At 61.5% G+C, this 19,667-nt stretch carries 18 protein-coding genes; 10 read left to right on the top strand and 8 right to left on the bottom strand.

Annotated elements, in window-relative coordinates:
* Positions 1-97: 97 nt before the first annotated feature.
* Positions 98-2,002, bottom strand: a complete 1,905-nt coding sequence (locus tag HFX_RS11635; RefSeq protein ID WP_004059785.1) for an ATP-binding protein — start codon at positions 2,000-2,002, stop codon at positions 98-100.
* 137 nt (positions 2,003-2,139) lie between these two features.
* Here HFX_RS11635 and HFX_RS11630 point away from each other — a divergent pair, with 137 nt between their 5' ends.
* On the top strand, positions 2,140-2,478 hold the full coding sequence (locus tag HFX_RS11630) for a DUF7113 family protein (RefSeq protein ID WP_004059786.1): 339 nt from the start codon (positions 2,140-2,142) through the stop codon (positions 2,476-2,478).
* A 45-nt stretch (positions 2,479-2,523) separates the two neighbouring features.
* Here the strand turns inward: HFX_RS11630 and HFX_RS11625 are convergent, their stop codons facing one another.
* Positions 2,524-3,798, bottom strand: coding sequence for a DNA double-strand break repair nuclease NurA (locus HFX_RS11625; RefSeq protein ID WP_004059787.1), 1,275 nt, complete (start codon positions 3,796-3,798; stop codon positions 2,524-2,526).
* Between the two features lie 144 nt (positions 3,799-3,942).
* On the opposite strand from HFX_RS11625, the gene HFX_RS11620 reads away from it, so the two are divergent.
* A complete protein-coding gene (locus HFX_RS11620; RefSeq protein WP_004059788.1) occupies positions 3,943-4,602 on the top strand; it encodes an HAD family hydrolase in 660 nt (219 codons plus the stop codon).
* Here the strand turns inward: HFX_RS11620 and HFX_RS11615 are convergent, their stop codons facing one another.
* Both HFX_RS11615 and HFX_RS11610 read right to left on the bottom strand, forming a co-directional pair.
* Positions 4,603-5,049: a hypothetical protein gene (locus HFX_RS11615; protein WP_004059789.1), complete on the bottom strand. Its 447-nt coding sequence runs from the start codon at positions 5,047-5,049 to the stop codon at positions 4,603-4,605.
* Between the two features lie 76 nt (positions 5,050-5,125).
* The gene (locus HFX_RS11610) at positions 5,126-5,572 is read right to left on the bottom strand and encodes a DUF2240 family protein (protein ID WP_004059790.1); all 447 of its coding nucleotides are present in this window, start codon (positions 5,570-5,572) and stop codon (positions 5,126-5,128) included.
* 127 nt (positions 5,573-5,699) lie between these two features.
* On the opposite strand from HFX_RS11610, the gene HFX_RS11605 reads away from it, so the two are divergent.
* Positions 5,700-6,077 (top strand): 30S ribosomal protein S8e, encoded by a 378-nt coding sequence (locus HFX_RS11605; RefSeq protein WP_004059791.1) that lies wholly within the window; start codon positions 5,700-5,702, stop codon positions 6,075-6,077.
* Between the two features lie 225 nt (positions 6,078-6,302).
* Here HFX_RS11605 and HFX_RS11600 read toward each other — a convergent pair whose 3' ends face one another.
* The gene (locus HFX_RS11600; RefSeq protein WP_004059792.1) at positions 6,303-7,304 is read right to left on the bottom strand and encodes a phosphate uptake regulator PhoU; all 1,002 of its coding nucleotides are present in this window, start codon (positions 7,302-7,304) and stop codon (positions 6,303-6,305) included.
* Positions 7,305-7,645: 341 nt separating this feature from the next.
* Between HFX_RS11600 and HFX_RS11595 the strand changes: the two genes are divergently transcribed.
* The 5 genes from HFX_RS11595 (at position 7,646) to phoU (ending at position 13,131) form a co-directional block, all read left to right on the top strand.
* Positions 7,646-8,680, top strand: a complete 1,035-nt coding sequence (locus HFX_RS11595) for a PstS family phosphate ABC transporter substrate-binding protein (protein ID WP_004059793.1) — start codon at positions 7,646-7,648, stop codon at positions 8,678-8,680.
* A 62-nt stretch (positions 8,681-8,742) separates the two neighbouring features.
* Positions 8,743-9,702 (top strand): phosphate ABC transporter permease subunit PstC, encoded by a 960-nt coding sequence (pstC, locus tag HFX_RS11590; RefSeq protein WP_004059794.1) that lies wholly within the window; start codon positions 8,743-8,745, stop codon positions 9,700-9,702.
* Between the two features lie 2 nt (positions 9,703-9,704).
* Positions 9,705-11,333: a phosphate ABC transporter permease PstA gene (pstA, locus tag HFX_RS11585; protein ID WP_004059795.1), complete on the top strand. Its 1,629-nt coding sequence runs from the start codon at positions 9,705-9,707 to the stop codon at positions 11,331-11,333.
* Between the two features lie 51 nt (positions 11,334-11,384).
* Positions 11,385-12,233: a phosphate ABC transporter ATP-binding protein PstB gene (gene pstB, locus HFX_RS11580; protein ID WP_004059796.1), complete on the top strand. Its 849-nt coding sequence runs from the start codon at positions 11,385-11,387 to the stop codon at positions 12,231-12,233.
* A gap of 217 nt (positions 12,234-12,450) precedes the next feature.
* Complete coding sequence (gene phoU / locus HFX_RS11575; RefSeq protein WP_004059797.1) at positions 12,451-13,131, top strand: phosphate signaling complex protein PhoU; 681 nt, start codon at positions 12,451-12,453, stop codon at positions 13,129-13,131.
* A gap of 147 nt (positions 13,132-13,278) precedes the next feature.
* Here the strand turns inward: phoU and HFX_RS11570 are convergent, their stop codons facing one another.
* Positions 13,279-15,507, bottom strand: a complete 2,229-nt coding sequence (locus tag HFX_RS11570; protein ID WP_004059798.1) for a CDC48 family AAA ATPase — start codon at positions 15,505-15,507, stop codon at positions 13,279-13,281.
* A gap of 194 nt (positions 15,508-15,701) precedes the next feature.
* Between HFX_RS11570 and larC the strand changes: the two genes are divergently transcribed.
* The gene (gene larC / locus HFX_RS11565; protein WP_004059799.1) at positions 15,702-17,090 is read left to right on the top strand and encodes a nickel pincer cofactor biosynthesis protein LarC; all 1,389 of its coding nucleotides are present in this window, start codon (positions 15,702-15,704) and stop codon (positions 17,088-17,090) included.
* Here the strand turns inward: larC and HFX_RS11560 are convergent, their stop codons facing one another.
* Together HFX_RS11560 and HFX_RS11555 are read right to left on the bottom strand one after the other, a co-directional pair.
* The gene (locus HFX_RS11560) at positions 17,091-18,014 is read right to left on the bottom strand and encodes an alpha/beta fold hydrolase (protein ID WP_004059800.1); all 924 of its coding nucleotides are present in this window, start codon (positions 18,012-18,014) and stop codon (positions 17,091-17,093) included.
* 111 nt (positions 18,015-18,125) lie between these two features.
* Positions 18,126-18,857 (bottom strand): hypothetical protein, encoded by a 732-nt coding sequence (locus HFX_RS11555; protein ID WP_004059801.1) that lies wholly within the window; start codon positions 18,855-18,857, stop codon positions 18,126-18,128.
* 104 nt (positions 18,858-18,961) lie between these two features.
* On the opposite strand from HFX_RS11555, the gene radB reads away from it, so the two are divergent.
* On the top strand, positions 18,962-19,651 hold the full coding sequence (radB, locus tag HFX_RS11550) for a DNA repair and recombination protein RadB (RefSeq protein ID WP_049917493.1): 690 nt from the start codon (positions 18,962-18,964) through the stop codon (positions 19,649-19,651).
* Positions 19,652-19,667 lie beyond the last annotated feature (16 nt).

The raw sequence follows: 19,667 nt of genomic DNA, 5'->3' as shown, positions 1-19,667 counted from the left end.
GTCCTGCGGACTCGCGGTGAGACGTGCTGAGAGAACGTATTCAAGATATTCGCCACCCGTGGTACCGAAACTCTTCACGGGCTCACAGCGGGCAGTATCAGTCGCCGTGGCGCGTCACACAGGTCGAAAGGCCCTTCAGTTCGACCGGCTCGGAGTTGTCCGGGGAGTAGACGACCATCTGTCCTTTCTCCATGTAGGGGACTTTGTCTTCGAGGTTCGGCGGGATGTTGACGCTCTTGATGGCATCCTCGTCACCGAGGTTGAGCACGACCTTCGTGTTCACCTGCTTGAACACGGGGTCGGCGATGTCCTGTGGGTCCTGCGTGATGAGGAACAGGCCGAGGCGCTCTTTTCGGCCTTGTTTGGCCGCCTCGGTGAACTTCTCGATGACCTTCCGTGCCTGTACCGTGTCTGCGTCGGTTAGGAAGTTGTGCGCTTCGTCCATCCCGAGCACGAGCGGCGTCTCCTTGATGCGCTGGCTCGACGGGTCGTTCGAGAGTTTGTCGTCGATGAGGAGCGCCGAAACGGCGAGGACAAACAGCTCTTTCGCCCGACTCGACGAGAGGTGGTAGGTCGGAACGACCGTCAGTCCGCCGGGACGGACCAGTTCGTGGTCGAGGTCCGTAATGGGCCGGGCGTCTTGGTCGAAGACACCGTTCGGAACCCCACGAACTCTGCGTTTCACCGCGTCGAAGGTCGCTTCGTGGACGCGACCCGATTCGTGCAGTTCCTCCTTGAGCGCCGGGTCGTCGAGGAACGTCAGGAACTCCTTGTAGGTTCCGCTGTCGCTGTAGTTCCGGAAGAACCGATTCAGTAGTTCGAGAAGTGCCGGATACTGGTTGTCGTTGAGGCTGCTTCCGGCAACGAGCCACGGCAGGTCGCGCGCCATCGAAAAGGGGATGGTGAACTCCAACTGCTCTGCACGGTGGTTCGACCCCGGATACGACGACCCAGCCATCTTCGGGACGAGCGCAATCGTGTCGTCGTGGCCACCGTGGGCGATACCCTCTCGCTCGTAGCGTCGGGCGATTTCTGTGTCCATATCCGGATTATCGTCGTGCATCTGTGCGTACTCGTCCTGCGGGTCGAACTGCACGACGGCGGCTTGAACGTCGCGCCCGTCGTCCATCTCGTAGGTTCGCTCGCCCGAGAGATACTGTCGGAGCATGTTCTTCGAGGCGTGGGTCTTCCCCGACCCGGTTCCACCGGCGACGAGCGTGTGACGGAAGACGAGGGGGTCGCCGTCGGTGTAGTCGTCCTTCAATCGGTAGTCGATAGTCGGCGGTTGCGCCGCGGTTCGGACCTTCTCGCCACCGACTGAGAGGTGGCCGAGGAAGACGCCGTCTTCGGGAATCTTCAGTCCGGTCTTGATTTGGGTCGCGTCGTCGGCCTCACCGACTGTCGCTCCGGGTTTCGGCACGCGGTCGACCATTCGGCGCTTGAGTTCGCCGCGGTCCGAAAACAGGACGGCGATGGGTTCGAGTTCGGCCATGAACTTGTAGTCGCGCTCGACGAACTCGTCGGCCGAGCGGCGCATGGCGCGCCGCGCGTGAATCTCGGTTGCGTCGTCGGCCTGGAACTCCTGGGCGTACTCCAGGCCGACGATTCGGCAGAACAGCAGTTCGTCGTCGGGGTAGGGAACGATGAGATACTTCCCGAGTCTGACTTGCTCGCGATTCCCGGCTGTGACGTACGCTCGGAGTCTCGTCCGCTCGTGGTCTTCGGCGACGCGAAGTCCCTGTGAGACTGCAATCGAGCCAATACCTTGCTCGGTTCCGACCGGGTCGGCGTCGTACTCGTCGAACTGCAGTTCGTCTTCCGTTTGCCGGTTCGTCTCGACGGAAGCGACGTTCTCCCGGTTGGTGTCGGTGGAAGTAACATCCTCACGGCTACTCCCAGCGCCGTCTGCGGCGGGTTGCTCCGCTCGGTCGCCTCGCTCCGAGTCGTCCGGCTCTTCGGGGCCGTCGCCGCCGAAGTCGCTGAAGTCCCCCAGGTCGGTCATGTTCCAACGCTTGTAGGCGGTGAGTAAAAACCCACACGTCGACGACGCCAGATTACACAGCCAGTCGCATACATGTGTGTGGCATGCCATCGTACCGCCGCGTGCGATTTTTCCGTATAGCGCCCATAACTCAAAATATGCTTCTTGTCCGCGGACACGGTGGCGGCACGGCGCTCACCGGAACAATATTCGAACGAGGTGAGGAAGCGCCGACGTACCGCGGTGCCCCAAACGAAGACGCACCGTACGTATGGGTCTGCGACGAATTCTACGAGGTCGAAAGTGGCGGCTCCAAGATGGAAATCGACGGCCACTCCATCCGGGTGGCGTTCGACACGCCGCTTCCGCGCGGATTCGATACCCGCGAGCAAGCACTCGATGCGGCGAAAGAACATATCAGGACACAGTTCGCACGCATCGGCGTTCCGGAGGACGACGTTCGAATCGAGGTCGTCAGACCCGAAGAAGAGGGCTAACCCGACGGGGACGAGTGACTCACTCGAATTCGAACTCGCTTTTGCTCACTCGTCAGCGTCGACCCAGCGGATATTGTCGTAGCTCTTTACCGCGTCAGACCCGAGTTTTTCCGAGAGCTTTCGTCTGAGTGCGGCTTTTTCGCCGACGCTCACCCGTGCTAACTCGTCGGCTTTCTCGACTGCCTGTGGTGGTCCGCGAGTCGCGGCCACGTCGCGGACGATATGGTGCATCAGATTCTCCCGGCGGTCGGCGTCTTTCGTGAACGCGTAGGGGGCTTCGACCCGGTAGCACACGTCGGTACGGGGGTCGTACAGCACGAAGAACGTGAGCGTGTATGATTCGGGGTCGAGGTTTCGCTCGACGCCGAACGCATCGCCGTCGGCGCTCATCTGTCGGTCGGACCCGCCGCGCGAGATGAACCAGTTCGTGAACGTGAGTTCGTCCGTGCGGCGGTCTTCGGAGTCGGGACCGTCGCGCCGTTCGAGCAAACTGACGAAAAACGAGGTGTCGTCTACCCACGGTGCGTTGCCGTCTCCGCTCTCGTTGAGGTGCTTTTTGACCGTGCGCACGATGTGTTTGGCACCCGGATTCTTTACGAATCCGGCGACGGGAACGTCGCGTTCGACGAACCGCTCGACGATTCGGACGTAGTTCTCGACAATCGCTTTCGGCTTCGCGTCGCGGGCGAGGTCGTTGAGTTCGGCGTCGCGGTCCCGCCAGTTCAGAAGCTCCTTCGGATACACCGGGCCGTCGAGGATGAGGAGGTCAGAGACCGCCTCCGCGTATTCGAGCGCGTGGGCGCTCTCAGCGAGATACAGAGATAGCGCGTGGACGACGCCTTCGGCGTAGCGGTTGACGCGGGGAGCGCGGAGAATCCGTTTGCGGGTGTACCCGCGGTCGGACTTCAACCACTCGTTGGTGTCGAAAATCGGAACCGGGTCGTGCGTGTGGGCGGTCATGACGATGGACCGGGCACGGTGGAGGTCGAGGTCCGATGGTTCGGCCGCCATCGCGGCGTGTGCCACGTCGAGTACGAGGCCGTTCTTGAACGTCGTCGGGTTGATAGTACCCGAATCGAGTCCGTGGACGGTCGGAAAGGGCGTCTCGGTAAGTGCAATGTCGTCCACGTTTGCGGCGTGGAGTCGCTTTTCGCCGATTGGCTCGATAATCGGCCGTCCGCCGTCGGGCGATGAGAGTGGGTCCAGCCACGACTCCCAGACCGTCCGCGCGAGGTCGTCGTAGTCGGTGTCATCGACCGAGTCCGCGATGGAACTCGCCATGGACGCGATGTCGTCCACGTGGACGGGGTCGAGGGTCATATTTCGGCGTCGTCGTGGACAGTAATATGAATTGTCGTCCGCCGGGTCGAACTCAGAGCCGAATCCAACCACTGCGGTGAGTGTCGCTCGCTCCGACAGTTCCCGGCACGCTCATATCGGTTCGTTTCCAACGATTCGCCGACGATGTCTGTCACCGCGGTCGGGTTCGACCTCGACTACACGCTCGCGGTTCCGACGCGGGACCGCGAGACGATTCTCTCCGAGGCGGCGGCGGCAGCAGGTGCTCCGCCACTGTCTCGGGAGGCGTATCTTCGGGCACATCAAGACAATCTCACGCGCGAGACGCGCGAGCCTATCTTCGAGACGCTCCTCGACGAGCACGGCTCACCCGTCGACCCGGAGCACGTGGCGACGGCCTACCGGGAACGAATCACGGACGCGGTCGTTCCCGCAGACGGTGTCGAATCGATGCTCGTCGGACTTCGGACAACCTACCGGGTCGGTCTCCTCACCAACGGTCCTGTGGTCGCACAGGAGGCGAAACTCGACAAACTCGGCTGGCGCGATTATTTCGATACAGCGCTCGTCACCGGTGCACTTCCGGCCGGCAAACCGGACGAACGGGCGTTTGAAGCGCTCCTCGATGCGCTCGGCGTCCCCCCAGAAGAGACCGTCTACGTCGGCGACAGCGTTCACCACGACATTGCTGGCGCGCACGACGCAGGACTACTCCCGGTACAGGTTCTTGGCGAGGGCTGTGACGACCCGGACCCTCGCGCAATCGCGCACATTCCGCGCGAATCGCTCCCGACAGAACTTCCGGAACTTCTCGCAGACCTCTAATTAGTCGCTCCCTTCTGTTTTATCTTCGTCTTGGGCTTCTGCTTCGTCCCCGTCTCCGTTCTCGGCTTCTGCTTCGAGTGCCGCGACCAGCGCGCGGAACGCCGGAAGGGTCCACTTCACTTGCGCGCCGTCTTCGACGAACACGAGCGTCCGCGGCGGGCGGACAGCTTTCGGTCGCACGCGGAGGTTTTCTTCGGACGCCGCGTCGGCGGTCACGTCCGGATGGGCGAGAAACTCCACGCGGGCGCGGTCGGGTTGGACGTACACTTCTGCGACCCGTTCGTCACCGGCCGCGACGGCGTAGGCGAGGGCACCGTCGTCGGTCGGTTTCACGTCGGGGTCGGCGTCGACGACCGAAAGCACCGAAAAGGCGTCTTCGTGGCCGGTCAACTCGGACGCAAGGAGCTGTGCGATACGTGTTCCGTCGGAGAGTTTGTCGACGACCATGTCGTCTCGTTCGCGGGCGGACGGTTTTGGGGTGTCGCTTCGGCGGCGGGCCAGCACCACGTCTGTCGCCTTACCGCTACTCACTCAACGATTGCTTCGCCTTCGCGACCACGTCGCCCACGCCGACATCGTTTTCGCGGGCGAAGAGAATCGCCGCGGCCTCCGCGGTCACGCCGAGGCGGGACTGGCGCTCGTTGATACCGGCGACCGCGGCCTGCTTTTCGATACCGGCGGCGACGCAGGCATCGAGCACCTGCTCGAATGCGGACTGCTCGCGGAGAACGGACGCGTCGGGTTCGAACTCTTCGGGAATCTGGACGGTCGCGGGGTCGAACGTTGCGACCACGTCGCCGTCGTCGCGTTCGACCAGCCCCCGACCCGTGGCGAGGTCGATGAGACGCTTTGCCTGGTCCGGCGAGAACCAGTCGCGGTCGAGAGACAGGGCGACGACGAACTCGCCTTCGCCGAGTCGGGTCGACCCGTGCTGACGGAAGGGGACGGCGACGGTAACGTCGAGACTCATCGGTTCGACGGCGGGCGCGGGCGAACTAAACGGTTTGTGTTGGCTTCGACGCCCCGAGGCCCCTCTTCCCCCACTCGCTGAAAGCCGTTCCGAGCGATTCAAGTACTCACCGAGGTTTTTACCCCGTATGAAGGACCAAGGACGCTCCAAGCGGAAGCGGACCGGTGGACGGCGCAAGCCGTTCCGAAACAAGAAGCGCTACCAGCTGGGTCGCGAGCCTGCCGCCACGACGGTCGGTGAACACCGATTCCAGATTATCGACTCCCGCGGTAACAACGAGAAGATCCGCGCCCTCTCGACCGACGTCGCGCAGGTCGCCGACGGTGCCGAGGTCACGCAGGCCGACATCGAAGGCGTCATCGACAACCCGTCGAACGTCAACTACGCCCGCCGGAACATCATCACGAAGGGCTCCATCATCGACACGAGCGCCGGTCGCGCCCGCGTCACCTCCCGCCCCGGTCAGGACGGGCAGGTCAACGCAGTCCGCATCGACGAGGAGTAAGTTCTCCCTCTCCGCGTCGGATTCGGCGCGGTATTACTGTTTCAGTACGGAAAGCGGCAGCGCTGTGGTTTTGCCCGGGGTAGTGATGTAGCATTTCTGCACTGAGAGTGACCGTACTGCATCTTCATCGAGAACGACGCAGATGAAAACCCGAATCGAAAAGGAATCGAGAATGAATCGAGACCGTCGTAACAGTTTCAACCAGTATCGTGGCAGTGTCGCAATTCAGGGCGTCGGCGCAGCCTTCTGCAGCGCCGTTTCTGCGATGTTGCCACCGTAGTCGGCGCTCCGGGAAACGGAGTCGACGATGAGACCGAGCAGTTGTGCACGGGCCGGGTCGAGGTCACGGAGGAGTTCGTCGATGCTCCGGGCGCGCTCGTCGATAGCCTGAACGGCTTCGCGCGACTCGTTTGCCAGCCTGGTCGCCTCGCCGCTGTCTTCGGCGAAAAGTGCGTCCATCCCGCCGTTGACGACCGACTTGGCCTCTTCGAACAGTTCCCAGACGGCCTCGACGATTTCCTCGTTGACGGGTTCCTCGAAGTTCAACGAGAGGTGTGCAATCTTCGTCGCGTGGTCGCCGATGCGTTCGAGTTGTCGTGCCGCAGACTGGTAGTCGAAACAGGCCTCGCGAGGCAGACCGAGTTCCTCGGCGGCCTTCGGCGTCCGAAGCGTCGCCCGGAAGATACGGGAAACGACCATCCAGAGTCGGTCTACGTCGTCGTCGCGTTGGATAACGTCGCGGGCCATGTCTTCGTCCATCTCGGCGATGGCGGCGATGGCGTCTTCGAGCATGGAAAGTGCAATGAGACGCATGCGTGTGACCGCGTTGTGAATAGAGAGTTCCGAGGAGTCCAGCAGGTCGCGGATGACGACTCGGTCGCGGGTCTCTTCGAGGACTTCCAACCCGACGAGGCTCTGTGTCGCCTCTCGGATGGTTCGGCGCTGGTCGGTCGTGATACGCGAACTCTCCAGCGCGATGATGTCGAACCCGCTCACGTACATCGTCATGACCGCACGCGTGAGTTCGTCGCCTTCGAGGTTTGTAATGTCGAGTGTACCCTCAGTACGTTCTTCTTCGGACCGGGGAGTCAAGAACAACGAATCGCCCTCTGGGTAGAATTCGACTTCGCTCCCTGCAGAGACGCCGTTCTCGGTCGCCCAGTCTTTGGGGATGGAGACGGTGTAGGTGGAACCACCGGTCACCTGCACCTTTCGGGTTTCGACCATGAATGATGGTCATCATCTTCACACAATAAAACTGTCTATCTCTATATACTGACCACGGGAATTACCGCGAGCGAAGATATCATATCAGAGACGCTGAGAGATGGTGGGCGTCTCGGCAACTCTGGAGCACTCCTTCACACTGTATATATGCCGTAAACCGGCTGTACTGAGCCGAGGCACGACACCAATTGACACTCACCCGTCTAACGGTTATTCGAATATCGGCGAATATAGCCGCCTGTGTCCACGACCCGCGGATAGCCACGGTCCACATAGCAAAACGTACCACTATATATTTGTCATAGCAGGGTATTTACGGACAAATCGGCTCCACAACGTTGATGACGCGTAACTCGGAAGGTGTTCTTTCGCGGCGAAAATTCCTGATTGCATCGGGTGCTGCTGGCCTCACGGGCCTTGCTGGTTGTACGGAAAACAACAGCGATGGCTCGGACGGCGGCGAATCCGGTGGAACGGAGCAGTCGGGTGACGAAGGAAGCCAGGAGCTGTCTGGAACCGTCGACGTTTCCGGGTCTTCGACGGTCTTCCCGCTCGCAACCGCCATGGCCGAGCGCTTCAAGGAAAAACACCCGAAGGTCAGCGTCCCCACTCAGCCCACCGGTACCGGTGGCGGGTTTGCGAACAACTTCTGTACCGGACAGACGGACTTCAACAACGCCTCGCGTCCAATCAAGCCCGAAGAGAAAGAGCAGTGTTCCAACAACGGTATCACCCCCCTCGAACTCAAGGTCGCAACTGACGCGCTGACGGTCATCGTCAACAACGACAACGACTTCCTCGGTGAGGGTCTTACCGTCGAACAGCTCAAGACCATCTTCTCCGCCGAGACCAAGCCCAAAACGTGGGCAGACGTCAACTCCGAGTGGCCGGACAAGGAAATCGAAATCTTCGGCCCCACCGACGCATCCGGTACCTACGACTACTTCATCGAGTCAATCCTCGGCGAGGAAGGTCCGGGTCACCGCCAAGATTACTCTCCGACCGAACAGGACCGCAACATCATTCAGGGTGTCAAAGGTTCGAAGTACGCCATCGGATACATGGGATTCGCCTACTACAGCGAGAACACCGACACCGTACAGGCTGTCGCCATCGACAACGGCGACGGTTACGTCGAACCGTCTCTCGACACGGCGCTTTCCGGCGAGTACACGCCGCTGTCGCGTCCGCTGTTTACCTACCCCGCGAAGGAGTCCCTCGCAGAGAAGCCCGTCGCCGAGTTCGCTCGCTTCTGGCTGAACAACTCCACGGATGAGAAAATCGTCGCCGACGAAGTCGGCTACGTCCCGCTCAGTGAGGACACACAGCAGGAGATGCTCGACAAGCTCAACTCGGCCATCGAAGAGGCTAAGTAGAGAATTCCCGACACAATAGCCTAACGAAGCGCTTTTTCACAACCCACAATTCATATCATCCAATGAGCACAGATGACCTCGAAACTGACCTCACGCGGAATACGGAGAACACGCCGCGTGAGTTACTGACGCGGTCGTTCTTTTTCCTGTGCGCGGCGTTATCCGTCGTGACGACACTCAGTATCGTTGGACTCCTCACCGTCGAGGCGTCCAAGTTCTTCAGCGTTACAGCCCCGCTGATGGGTGTCAAAGGGGAGACGGCGTCTCTCATCGACTTCCTCACAGGAACGACTTGGAACATACACAACCAGGAATTCGGCGTCCTCACACTCGTATCCGCGACCCTGATGGTGACTTTCGGGTCGGGCATCATCGCCCTTCCACTCGGTGTTGCGACGGCAATCTACCTCAGCGAGTACGCGAGTCCGCAGGCCCGTTCCATCCTCAAGCCCGCACTTGAGATTCTCGCCGGAATCCCGACCGTCGTCTACGGATTCTTCGCAATCCTGTACATCACGCCCGCGCTTAGTGTTATCTTCCCCAGCATCGGGACGTTCAACATGCTCTCTGCGAGTATCGTCGTCGGCATCATGATTATCCCGATGGTCGCGTCCATCAGCGAGGACGCGATGTCCGCCGTTCCGGACGAACTCCGACAGGCGGGCTACGGGATGGGCGCGACGAAGTTCGACGTATCCACCGGAATTGTCGTTCCCGCGGCGCTCTCCGGTATCTTCTCTTCGTTTATCCTCGCGATTTCTCGCGCTATCGGCGAGACGATGGCCGTCACCGTCGCTGCCGGTTCGAAAGCGCAGTTCCTCAATCCGTTCCTCCCCTCGTCCTACCTCGAAGGCGCGCTTCCGATGACCGCCGCGATGATCAAGCTACTCACCGGTGACATCACCGGCGGCGGACTGGCCTACCGTAGCCTGTTCGCTATCGGTCTCGTCCTGTTCGTTATCACGCTCATCATGAACGTCATCAGCGACTACGTGACACGGCGGTACCGGGAGGTCTACTAACCATGGCAACCGACACCGAATCCAGCTATGCCGGTGGCTTCGGTCAGGTCAGCCGAACGGCAGGAACTATCTTCCGGTATCTGCTGTTGGCTGCGACGATGTTCGGCATCGTCACACTTGCCGTACTCCTCGTCTACGTCGCAAACGACGCGATTCGACCGCTTACCGCCGACCTCGGATGGCACCTCACGTTCTTCGTGACGCTCGTGCTTCCGACGATACTCGTCGGCGGATATCTCTACCGGCGGAACACCGCCGCGCTCAAACTCGGAGGTCTGATTGTCGGCATGTTGGCCGTCTCTCTGCTGTTCAGTGGCGGAATGGCCATCACGTTCATCGATATTATCCCACCGCTCACTGGACTCTCGTACGCCATCGGACTCGCAATTCCCGCCGCGCTCACCGTCGTCCTGACGAAGTACGAAAACAAGATTTCGTTCACCCCGCGTGTCGCCGTGACGGGTGCGGCCTTTTTCCTCTCGCTGTTCGGTGTTCCGGGCTACCTTCACAGCGTGCCGGAACTCGTCCAAAAAGCCCCGGTGGTTCCGACCGAATGGGTCATCCTCACTCTCGTTCTCGGTGGCGTGGTCGCACTCGCGGTCAGTCGATACGTCGCACGAATCCGCGAAGACACCACCGCAGGACTGCTCGCCGGTGTCGCCGCGCTCGGTCTGACGGGTCTCGCAGCACTCGTTGGCCCATTCCTGGGTATCGATGCGAACGCCCTCGTCGTCGTCACCACCGTCGCGTTCGTTCCCACCGCAACGTACGCTGGCGGCGCGGCGCTCACCCGTGAACAGGAACGAATCGGCCTCCTCTTCGCAGCAACCGTCATTGTCGGTTCGCTGGTCGGTGCGGCGGCCGTCGACATACTCGGGTTCGCCGGACCACAGTCGTGGGTCAACTGGCACTTCCTCACGAGTCCCCACAGCGGGTCTGCCGAGAATGCCGGTCTCTATCCCGCCATCGGCGGCTCCATCCTACTCATGGCCACAGTCGCCGCGCTCTCGTTCCCGATTGGCGTTGGTGCGGCAGTCTATCTCGAAGAGTACGCTCCTGACAACACCTTCACCCGCTTTATCGACGTCAACATCTCGAATCTCGCCGGTGTCCCCTCCGTCGTCTACGGACTGCTCGGACTCGGCGTGTTCGTCACGTACCTCGGACAGTCTACGGGGACCGTTCTCATCGGCGGTGCGACACTCGCACTGCTCATTCTGCCCATCGTCATCATCTCCTCCCGAGAGGCGATTCGGGCTGTTCCGGGTGACCTCCGACAGGCGTCCTACGGGATGGGTGCGACTCGTTGGCAAACCGTCAAGAACGTCGTCATCCCCGAAGCATTCCCCGGTATCCTGACCGGGACGATTCTCGCGTTGGGCCGCGCTATCGGTGAGACTGCACCGCTTATCATGATTGGTGCACCGAGCGTCGTGTTCAGTCTCCCGACCGAACTCTCCTCCAAGGTGAGTGCGATGCCCCTGCAGGTGTACGCATGGTCGAGTCTGTTCGCGAGTGAAGACTTCTACACGAAGGCCGTCCCGGCAGGCGTCGTCGTGTTGCTCGTCGTGCTCCTCGCGATGAACTCCATCGCCATCGTCCTCCGGAACAAGTTCGAAAGCGAAAGTTAAGTGAAACCAATGAGCCAAAGAGACAAAGCAACCGAGATAGAACAGTCAGCTATGACCGGAACAGAGGACCCGACGAACGACGAGATGCTCGTACAGACGGACGTAAGCGAGGGTCTCTCGGCGTCGGAGGAGTCGGTAACCCACGAGGCGGAGACCGTCATTCGCTCGGAAGACATCAACGTCTGGTACGGTGACGACCACGCGCTCACCGACATCTCGATGGAGATTCCCGAAAACAGCGTGACCGCGATGATTGGTCCCTCTGGCTGTGGGAAATCGACGTTCCTCCGGTGTATCAACCGCATGAACGACCTCATCGACGTTGCCCGTGTCGAAGGTGACCTCACCCTCCGCGGCAAGAACGTTTACGACGATAATGTTGACCCGGTCGCACTTCGCCGCCGCGTCGGAATGGTGTTCCAGAAGCCGAACCCGTTCCCGAAGAGCATCTACGAGAACGTCATCTACGGCCTGAAGATTCAGGGAATCGACGGCGACTACGACGAAATCGTCGAGAAGTCGCTCAAGCGCGCCGCCCTCTGGGACGAAGTCAAAGACCGCCTCCACGAATCCGGTCTCGACCTGTCCGGCGGGCAACAACAGCGTCTCTGCATCGCCCGCGCGATTGCACCCGACCCGGAAGTCCTCTTGATGGACGAACCGGCGTCCGCACTCGACCCGGTTGCGACCTCACAAATCGAAGACCTCGTCGAGGAACTCGCCGAGGACTACACGGTCGTCATCGTTACTCACAACATGCAACAGGCCGCGCGTATCTCCGACAAGACCGCCGTGTTCCTCACCGGCGGCGAACTCGTCGAGTTCGACGACACGCAGAAAATCTTCGAGAACCCCGAGAGCCAGCGCGTCGAAGACTACATCACCGGTAAATTCGGATAACGCCGCGCCCGCGACTCGCGCGAACCGAACTATCAGGCAGTCTTCGACCGTGGCATCGACCGTCAGCCCAGTCTGTACGTTCGGCTCAGTTCCGGTTTCGCTCATTCTGTTTGTCACCATCTCATCGAGCATCGGATTGTTCGAATCAATTATTGTCCTTGTGACACATACTCAACCCATCACAAGGAATTTGATGCCTCCTCTCGGAACACCACATATGGCTAGAAACACGTACCAATCACGCCTCCGAGAACTCGAAGAGGACGTGTTGTACCTCAGTGAACTCGTCGCTGAACGGGTCCGATTCGCCCTCGACGCACTCGAAGACAAAGACGAACAGAAAGCACAGGAGGTTATCGAGGGGGACCGCGAAATCAACCGAATCTACCTCGACCTCGAACAGGACTGCATCGACCTGCTGGCACTCCAACAGCCGGTCGCAGGTGACCTCCGCTTTATCGCCGCATCGTTCAAGATTATCACCGACCTCGAACGCATCGGCGACCTCGCGACCAACCTCGCGCAGTACGCAATCGACGCTGAACACGACGTGTACGCGGAAGTTGACATCCAGCGCATCGGCGACGCTGCCCTCGATATGGTCGACCAGGCGATGGATGCCTACGAGAGCGAAGATACGGAACTGTGTCGTTCCGTTGCCGAGCGGGACGACAGCCTCGACACGATGTGTGACGAAGCCTCCCAGAGTATCGTCCGCGACCTCATGTCCGGCGACGACTTCGAAGGCGACAGCGACCTCGAACCCGAGGACTTCCTCATCGACGTGCGCCGACTCCTGCTTACGGTTCGCGACCTCGAACGCATCGGCGACCACGCCGTCAACGTTGCTGCGCGGACGCTCTACATGATCGACAACGACGACTCGCTGTTGTTCTAACTCGACCGACGATTTTCGGTACGGTTCCGTTTTCCCGTTTTCTCGCTTTCTACGTGCCTCGGCACAGATGCGTCTCTGACACATTGAACACGGAATCGCGACCAACCAATCAGTGCAAAAATCCGACGGCGATACGACGGCGGCGACCTATTGGAAGCCGATACGGCCGTCGCGCGTGTCGGGCGAGAGGCCCTCGCGGGTGCCGCCCTTGAACTGGTCTTGAATCTCTTCGTAGTACCGCATGAGGTCCTCGGTGATGGTCGGCCGGACCGACTCCATCGCCTTGCGGAAGTGCCGCATCTCGATTTCTTCGGCGTCGTCGTTCTCCCGAAGGGCCTCGATGGCGGCCTCGCGGCAGATGGATTCGAGGTCCGAACCGACGTAGCCGTCGGTTATCTCCGCAATTTCGCGGAGGCTCACGTCGGGCGCGAGCGGGCTCGACTGGGTGTGAATGTCGAGAATCTGCTCGCGACCCTCCTCTTCGGGTTGGCCGATGAGCACGAGACGGTCGAAACGACCCGAGCGGATGAGCGCGGGGTCGATCATGTCCGGGCGGTTCGTCGCCGCGATGACCATGACGTTTCCGGTGTCTTCGAGTCCGTCTAACTCCGTCAGGAGCTGGTTGACGACGCGCTCGGAGACGTTGTTACCCATATCGTTGCCACGGGCTGGTGCGAGTGCGTCCAACTCGTCGAAGAAGATGATGGTCGGCGAGACCTGCCGCGCCTTGCGGAACGTCTGCCGAATCGCCTTCTCCGACTCACCGACCCACTTCGAGAGCAGTTGCGGGCCACGAACCGAGATGAAGTTCGCGTTCGTCTCGTTGGCGACCGCCTTTGCGATGAGCGTCTTCCCGGTTCCGGGTGGGCCGTAGAGGAGCACCCCTTTCGGTGCCTCGATTCCCATTCGGTTGAACTTCTCCGGCGTGGTCAACGGCCACTCGACACTCTCTTTGACCTTCTGTTTGGGTTCTTCGAGTCCGCCGACGTCTTTCCACGTGACCTTCGGAATCTCGACGAGCACCTCGCGCATCGCCGAGGGTTCGACCTCGCCGAGCGCGCCGCCGAAGTCGTCGTTCTTGACGACCATCCGGTCGATAAGACTCGGCGGGATGTCCTCCCGGTCGAGGTCGATTTCGGGCAAGTACCGACGCAGCGCCTTCATCGCGGCCTCCTTGGTCAACGCTTCGATGTCGGCACCGACGAAGCCGTGAGTGTCGTCCGCGAGGTTATTGAGGTCCACATCGTCCGAAAGCGGCATGCCGCGGGTGTGAATCTGGAGAATCTCCTTGCGGCCTTCCTCGTCGGGGACGCCGATTTCGATTTCGCGGTCGAACCGACCGGGACGACGAAGCGCGGGGTCGACGGAGTCGACGCGGTTCGTCGCCGCGATGACGATAACCTGTCCGCGCGCTTCGAGCCCGTCCATCATCGTCAGGAGTTGGGCAACGACGCGGCGTTCGACCTCGCCGGTCACGTCCTCACGCTTCGGCGCGATGGAGTCGAGTTCGTCGATGAAGATGATGCTCGGCGACTCCTCTTTGGCGTCCTCGAATATCTCGCGGAGTTGCTGTTCGGATTCACCGTAGTACTTCGAGATGATTTCCGGACCAGCGATAGAGAAGAAACTCGCCGAGGTCTCGTTTGCGACCGCGCGGGCGAGAAGCGTCTTCCCGGTCCCCGGCGGGCCGTGAAGCAGCACCCCTTGCGGCGGCTCGATGCCGAGTTTCTGGAATATCTGGGGGTGCTTCATCGGCAGTTCGACCATCTCGCGGACGCGCTGAATCTCGTTGGTCAGCCCACCGATATCCTCGTACGTAATTCCGCTTCCGGTCTTCTCGAAGCCTGAAATCGGCTCCTCGCGGAGTTCGACGTCGGTATCCTCGGTGACGAGGACAACGCCCTCGGGCTTCGTCTCGACGCCGATAAGCGGAATCGCCTGTCCGGGCGACCGCATGAATGGGTGGTTCGTACTCGACATCACCGGGACGATGTCGCGTTCGACCACCGGTCGCTTGAGAATCTGCCGTTTGACCATGCCGGCCGCATCGGACCCGAACTGGACACTCGCCTCTTCGGGCGGTGCCAACACGAGTTTGTCAGCCTTCTTGGCCTCTGCTTTGCGGATTGTCACCCGTTCGCCGATGCTCACGTCGGCGTTCTGCCGCGTGAACCCGTCGATACGGACGGTATCCGTGTTCCAGTCCTGCCGGTCTGCCCGCCACACCTTCGCGGCGGTCGTTTTCCCTCCCTCTATCTCGATGATGTCTCCCGGCGAGAGCTTGAGATGGAGCAAGGTGTCCGGATCAAGACGGGCGATACCGCGCCCCGAGTCGTTCGGGTACGCTTTCGCCACTTCGAGTTGGACTTCGTTCATGATTACCTCGCGGGGATGCTGATACCTGTGAGAGGCCATCGGATAAGTCCTTCCCCGGTCGGTCCGGGGTCGAGCCTTCTCGTAGTCACAGCCTACCTCAAACTATGGCGGGTGGCTACTAATCCCTACCGACTACGCAGGGTTTGATACGGCGATGGCTGTCGTTTTTATCCTCGGGCACGAGGGGTACAGGTATGCGACTGCTCACGTTCGACGGCCGGATGGGTGCCAGCGGTGACATGCTCCTCGGAGCACTCGTCGCCGCCGGTGCCGACCCGTCCGTTCTCGACCCCGTCGAAGACGCGCTCGACGTGACCTACCGAATCCACGAGGTGGACAAAAACGGTATTATGGCGACGAAAGTCGATGTCCTCCTCGCGGAGACCGACGGCGGCGGCCCGCACGGCGAGGGTCACGACGAGCACGACGAAGACGACGAACCGCGTCAGCACCGACTGCGAGGGAGTCTATCTGCTGGCCACGGGCACACGCACTCGCACCACCAGCACGACCATTCGCACCACGACCATTCGCACCACGACCACACACACGCCGAGGGCCACGGTCCACACCGAACGTACCCAGAAGTGGTCGAACTCGTCGAATCGATGGACCTTCCGGCGGACGTCGTCGAAGACGCGACAGCTATCTTCCGCATTCTCGGCGAGGCCGAGGCCGAGGTTCACGGGACCGACCTCGACGAAACCCACTTCCACGAAGTCGGTGCGGACGACGCCATCGCCGATGTGGTCGGGGTGTGTCTGCTTCTCTCCGACCTCGATATCGACCGCGTCGTGACCGGCCCCGTCGCAGTCGGCGGCGGCGAAGCCGAGATGAGCCACGGCACGTACCCCGTCCCGGCCCCTGCGGTCCTCAACGTCACCAAACAGGCCGACTGGTCGATTCGCGGCGGTCCCGTCGAGGCCGAACTGCTCACCCCGACGGGTGCGGCCATCCTCGCGCACATCGCCGACGGCGTCGAAACGCTCCCGTCGGTGTCGGTCGAGGCATCCGGCTACGGGGCCGGTGGCTGGGACTTCCCGGACCACCCGAACGTCCTCCGCGCCATCGTTGGCGACGGCGGCTCTCGACTCGTCCGCGACGAAATTTCCGTCCTCGAGACGAACCTCGACGACGCCACCCCCGAAATCCTCGGGAGCCTCCAACAGACGCTGAAAGACGCTGGCGCGCGCGACGTGACCATCCTTCCGGCGACGATGAAGAAGTCCCGACCCGGACACCTCGTGAAGGCCATCGTCAGACCCGAGGACGTAGAGCGGGTCGCCTACCGCCTCGCCGTCGAAACCGGCACGCTCGGAATCCGGGAACACGGCGCGGGCCACCGCTGGACCGCCCGCCGAGAGTTCGAAACGGCGACCCTCGATATCGACGGCGAGGAGTACGACGTAACGGTCAAAGTTGCGAGCGACGCCGACGGCGTCGTCTACGACCGGAGCACCGAGTACGACGACGCGCTCGAAGTCGCCACGGAGACGGGGCTCGCCGTCCGGGAGGTCATGCGCCGGGCGGTGGATGTCGTAGCAAAATCCGAATCAAACAACTCCGAAGAAACGGCCTCGTAGTTACACCTCTTCGAGGAACTCTCGAACCAACGGCACGAGGTCGGACCCGAATTCTTCTGGGACGTAGTGGCCGACGCCGTAGAGTCGAACTGTCGAGGAATCCTCGAAGAGTGCCTCGAACGTTCGCAACTCGGCCGGTCGGAACGCCGAATCTTCCATCCCCCAGATGATTCGCGCGGGGATATCGGCGATGTTGTCGCGTTGCTCCCACAGCGACGAAAGCCACGCTCTCGACCCGAGAATCGCCTGCGGGAAGATGCCCGTCCCGGTTCTGTCGCCGCGGTTGGCCGCGCGGTACTGCTCTCGGGCCGACTCCGTGAACCGCGAGCGGTCGGCAAAGCCCATCGGCATTATCACGCGCGTAAACAGGTCGTAGCGCTCGCAGAGTTCGCGGCCGATGCGTCCGCCGAGGAGTTTCGAGAATCGACTGAAGTGCTTGTCGTCGCTCACCGGCCACATCCACGTGTTCATCACGACGAGCCCGCCGACGTTCTCAGGGTGGTCGATGGCGTACGAAAACCCGATTGGGCCGCCCCAGTCGTGTCCGACGAGCACTACGTCTTCGAGGCCGAGTTCGTCGATGAATTCTTCGACGACATCGGCGTGGTCCTCGGGGCGGTACGAGAAGTCCGTTGGGCGCTCCGAGAGACCGAATCCGAGGTAGTCGAGTGCGACACATCGATACTCGTCGCGCAGGTCCCGAACCAGGTGTCGGTAGAGGAACGACCACGTCGGATTTCCGTGGAGCATCAGGAGCGTCTCCCGCCCGCCGTCGTCCGGTCCCTCGTCGATATAGTGGACAGCTCCCGACGAAAGCCCGATACACCGCGATTCGAACGGGTACACGGTACGGTCGACCCAGTCTGCTTCCTCGTGAATTGCCGCGATGACCTCGTCTCTCGCGTTCGAACTGGCGGATGACATAGTTGCACAATACGCACGCCATTGGGATAAGTCGGGAGCACCGATACGCCGAGTTACGGCGGCTAACGGGGGTTAAGCAGTCATTTACGAGGTGTAGACACTTACGGTGTCTTACTCCTCACGCGCGCGATGTTCGACAAGGGCCTCTTCGATGCTCAGCTCACCACCGGCGACCCGACGGGCGAGTTCGTCGTCGATGCTTCGGCTGTCGTCGGACGCCTCGCGGGAACGGTCCTTGATACGCTGGAGCTCGCCCTCGGTCGGCTCTATCTCGCGGGATTCGGTGTCTTCGCCGTTCATGCGGGCGATGTTCACCGCCGCGAGTACGTCGCCCATGCCGCGCGCGCCCGTTCCGAGATACGGCGTCGTTCCCGTTTCGTCGACGAGTTCGACCGCGACGCCGTCGAGGTCGTTTATCAGCTTCGCGCCCTGCAGGCGGGCACCGTCGCCGATGCGGACAACTGGGTCGACGGCGTCTTCCGTTTCTTGTCGGATGACGTCGACTGCGTTCGCGAGCGGGACGTGAAACGCGGCGACGACAGTTTCGCCCGAGAGGACGGCGATGCCCGGTCTGATTCCGGGGTCGACGCCGACGATTGTTTGTCCGCCGCCACCGCGGAGTGTCGTGAGGGCTTCGTCGACGGCGCGGCGAACATCGTCGCCGGTCGCCGTCACACGGGCGATATCCGCATCGATATCGTCATTCGGGCCGGTGATGAGAACACGCGCTTGCTCGGGTATCGGGTCACCCGGCTCGACGGTCGTAAAGGAGACTCCTCGACTCCGTAACTCGTCGACGGCTTCGTGGTAGAGTTCGAAGTCAGCAGTGGCGACGACTATCACAGTCGGCTCTTAGCGATGGTGAGGAATAAAGAGTGGTGCGCTGGCGTCCGGCGGTCGACGGGGGGACCGAGGTCTTTTTCGGCCGGTGGTTCCCACCAACGGATGTGACAGAGTCAGTCTCCACCGGGTGTTCCACGCTCGACGACCTCCTCGACGGCGGGTTCGAACGCGGCACCGTCACGCAGGTGTACGGCCCGTCGGCCGCCGGAAAGACGAACGTCGCCCTCTCGGCCGCGGTCCGCGTCGCCGCCGCGGGAGGAACCGTCGTCTACATCGACACCGAAGGGCTGTCGGTAGACCGCTTCCAGCAACTCGCCGAGTCCGTCGCTCCCGAGGACGTGGAGTCTGTGACCTCGCGACTGATGATCAGCGAGGCGTACGACTTCGAAGACCAAGAACAGGCCGTTCGCGATGCCGCTGAGTTCGCGGATGGTGCGGACCTCATCGTCCTCGACTCCGCGACAGGGTTCTACAGACTCGAACGAACCGCCGACGGCGACGGCGGCGAAGCGCTTCGCCGTGTCGCCCGACAGGTCACACATCTCCTTTCTCTCGCCCGAAAACACGACCTCGCCGTCGTCCTCACGAACCAGGTGTACTCCGACCCCGAAAGCGACCGGACACGCGCACTCGGCGGGCACACCCTCGAACACTGGACCGGGACAGTCCTCCGACTCGACAGATTCCGCGGCGGCAACCGTCGTGCGACGCTCGAAAAGCACCGTGCGAAACCCGCCGGTGAGACGGCGACGTTCAAAATCACTGACCGCGGGCTGACCGGTACTGACTTATAAAAAGAGGTCGACGTGA

This window comes from Haloferax mediterranei ATCC 33500, from assembly GCF_000306765.2.
Taxonomy (GTDB): domain Archaea; phylum Halobacteriota; class Halobacteria; order Halobacteriales; family Haloferacaceae; genus Haloferax; species Haloferax mediterranei.
The sequence above is the reverse complement of the archived record's forward strand: the minus strand, read 5'-3'. Positions and strand labels throughout refer to the sequence as shown.

What these genes read in the sequence shown, in the direction of transcription:
- HFX_RS11560 (WP_004059800.1), bottom strand. Translation starts at nt 18,014, where the DNA reads ATGTCATCCGCCAGTTCGAACGCGAGAGACGAGGTCATCGCGGCAATT.
- pstC (WP_004059794.1), top strand. Translation starts at nt 8,743, where the DNA reads ATGAGCACAGATGACCTCGAAACTGACCTCACGCGGAATACGGAGAAC.
- pstA (WP_004059795.1), top strand. Translation starts at nt 9,705, where the DNA reads ATGGCAACCGACACCGAATCCAGCTATGCCGGTGGCTTCGGTCAGGTC.
- HFX_RS11630 (WP_004059786.1), top strand. Translation starts at nt 2,140, where the DNA reads ATGCTTCTTGTCCGCGGACACGGTGGCGGCACGGCGCTCACCGGAACA.
- phoU (WP_004059797.1), top strand. Translation starts at nt 12,451, where the DNA reads ATGGCTAGAAACACGTACCAATCACGCCTCCGAGAACTCGAAGAGGAC.
- pstB (WP_004059796.1), top strand. Translation starts at nt 11,385, where the DNA reads ATGACCGGAACAGAGGACCCGACGAACGACGAGATGCTCGTACAGACG.
- HFX_RS11605 (WP_004059791.1), top strand. Translation starts at nt 5,700, where the DNA reads ATGAAGGACCAAGGACGCTCCAAGCGGAAGCGGACCGGTGGACGGCGC.
- HFX_RS11595 (WP_004059793.1), top strand. Translation starts at nt 7,646, where the DNA reads ATGACGCGTAACTCGGAAGGTGTTCTTTCGCGGCGAAAATTCCTGATT.
- HFX_RS11600 (WP_004059792.1), bottom strand. Translation starts at nt 7,304, where the DNA reads ATGGTCGAAACCCGAAAGGTGCAGGTGACCGGTGGTTCCACCTACACC.
- HFX_RS11570 (WP_004059798.1), bottom strand. Translation starts at nt 15,507, where the DNA reads ATGAACGAAGTCCAACTCGAAGTGGCGAAAGCGTACCCGAACGACTCG.
- HFX_RS11625 (WP_004059787.1), bottom strand. Translation starts at nt 3,798, where the DNA reads ATGACCCTCGACCCCGTCCACGTGGACGACATCGCGTCCATGGCGAGT.
- HFX_RS11635 (WP_004059785.1), bottom strand. Translation starts at nt 2,002, where the DNA reads ATGACCGACCTGGGGGACTTCAGCGACTTCGGCGGCGACGGCCCCGAA.
- HFX_RS11620 (WP_004059788.1), top strand. Translation starts at nt 3,943, where the DNA reads ATGTCTGTCACCGCGGTCGGGTTCGACCTCGACTACACGCTCGCGGTT.
- HFX_RS11615 (WP_004059789.1), bottom strand. Translation starts at nt 5,049, where the DNA reads ATGGTCGTCGACAAACTCTCCGACGGAACACGTATCGCACAGCTCCTT.
- HFX_RS11610 (WP_004059790.1), bottom strand. Translation starts at nt 5,572, where the DNA reads ATGAGTCTCGACGTTACCGTCGCCGTCCCCTTCCGTCAGCACGGGTCG.
- larC (WP_004059799.1), top strand. Translation starts at nt 15,702, where the DNA reads ATGCGACTGCTCACGTTCGACGGCCGGATGGGTGCCAGCGGTGACATG.